Origin of the sequence: Synechococcus sp. 1G10 (assembly GCF_002252625.1) — a bacterium.
Classification (GTDB): Bacteria; Cyanobacteriota; Cyanobacteriia; order PCC-6307; family Cyanobiaceae; genus Regnicoccus_A.
In genome coordinates, this window is record NZ_NQKW01000054.1 from 1 (window position 1) to 1,728 (window position 1,728).

At 67.5% G+C, this 1,728-nt stretch carries 3 protein-coding genes; 1 reads left to right on the forward strand and 2 read right to left on the reverse strand.

Going from position 1 to position 1,728, the window contains the following annotated elements; translation table 11 throughout:
- The coding region (locus tag CJZ82_RS17385) for a pyridoxamine 5'-phosphate oxidase family protein (RefSeq protein ID WP_094556984.1) at positions 1 to 541 on the reverse strand (541 nt) is incomplete at its 3' end.
- Between the two features lie 14 nt (positions 542 to 555).
- Entirely contained in the window at positions 556 to 1,161 is a 606-nt protein-coding gene (locus tag CJZ82_RS17390; RefSeq protein WP_094556985.1) for a glutathione S-transferase family protein, read from the reverse strand.
- A gap of 132 nt (positions 1,162 to 1,293) precedes the next feature.
- Here CJZ82_RS17390 and CJZ82_RS17395 point away from each other — a divergent pair.
- Positions 1,294 to 1,728, forward strand: a 435-nt coding sequence (locus CJZ82_RS17395) for a TetR/AcrR family transcriptional regulator (protein WP_094556986.1), incomplete at its 3' end; no start/stop codon positions are given.

Sequence of the window (1,728 nt, forward strand, 5' to 3'; positions counted from 1 at the left end):
CCCGCTCCTCCAGTTCCGACACCGTGAAGCGGGGCGTTATGAACTGGGGGCAATTCCAGTCGAAGGCGTCCACCTTGATTCGGAATAGGCGCTCCACCTCGCCCGCCTCGGTCTCCTGGCCGTACAGCAGCTCCAGCAGGTGTGGATCGTCCTGAAGTGTCACCACCTCGGCCTCGCCGTCGATCTTGAGCCGGCGCCGGGCGGGGTAGTCCATGAGGAACAGGGCCACCCGCGGGTCGCGGCGCAGATGGCCGGCGGTGAGCAGCTGGCGGTTGCCGCCGTAATCGGCGAAGCCGAGGGTGTGCGCATCGAGCACCCGCAGGAACCCCACGGGCCCGCCGCGGTGCTGGATGTAAGGGGCACCCGCTTCGGTGAGGCTGGCCAGATAAAAGCTGTCGCGGGCGCTGATGAAGGCGATCTCCCGGGCGCCGAGGGGATCGGGTTCCGGTGCCGGGGGCACGCCGTGGCTCTGGCCATAGGCCTGCAGCTGGGCTTCCCCCACGGCGGGAGTGAGATGGCGGTGCAGGTAGTGCTGTGTCATCGGTTCAAGCTCGCTCAGGCGTCGAGGCCCTTCATCGGTACATAGCCCGGAAGGGCCTGGATCCGTGCGATCCAGGCGCGTACGTGGGGGTAAGGCGCCAGATCGATCCCCCCATCCCCCGCCAGAGCCACGTAGGGGAACACGGCGATGTCGGCGATGGTGGGGCGATCCAGCTCCAGCCAGAGGCGATCGCTCAGATGCTGCTCCAGTTGGTTGAGGATGAAGGCGGCTTTTTCGGTGGCCCGCTCGATCGGGATGGCCTTGACGCCGAAGAGGTGGTGCAGGCGGGCACTCTCGGGGCCCTGCCGCACCTCGCCGGCGGCGGTGGAGAGCCAGCGCACCACCCGGGCCTGCTCGAGGGGGTCGGTGGGAAGCCACTGGCCATCCCCCTGGCGGGCCGCCAGGTAGAAGAGGATCGCCTGGGCGTCGGAAAGGATGGTGTCACCGTCTTCCAGAACGGGCACCTGGCCGAAAGGGTTGAGGGCAAGGAAGGCGGGCTGCTTGTGCTCGCCAGCCATCAGATCGACGCGGACCCATTCGTAGGGAACGCCGGTCAGGCCGAGGAGCAGGCGCACCTTGCTGCTGTTGCCGGAGAGTTCGTGGCCGTGGAGCTTGATCATGGGCCTCAAGGCAGATGGGGAGCCGATAGCGCTTGGATGGCGCTGACCAAACAGACTGATCTGTCTGTTTGGTCAAAAGTAGCAGACCTTTCTGTCTAGGCGGCTATGCTGAAGATGCGTCCGCCAGGGGCCATGCCCGAAACGTCCAGCCTCCCCGCTCCTGTCACCACCAGCGGGGCTTCCGCCAAGCGGGACGTCCTGCTCCGCGCCGCCGGTGAGCTCTTCGCCCGCCAGGGCTACCGGGCCGTGGGCATCGACACCGTGCTGGCTGCGGCCGGCGTGGCCAAGATGACCCTCTACAAGCATTTCCGCTCCAAGGAGGAGCTGATCGCCGCTGTCCTGGAGCAGCGCGGCGACGCGATCGCCACGGACCTCAGCGAGCGCATCGCCGCCGCGCCGGCAACGCCCAGTAATCCCGGAGCGCCCATCCTGGCGGTGTTCGACTGGCTGGCGGATGCGGTGCGCTCCCCCGAGTTCCACGGCTGCCTGTTCATCAAAGCGGCCAGCGAGTACCCCGATCCCCAGGACTTGCCCCGACAGGCGGCGGTGGCCTTCAAGAAGAGCTGC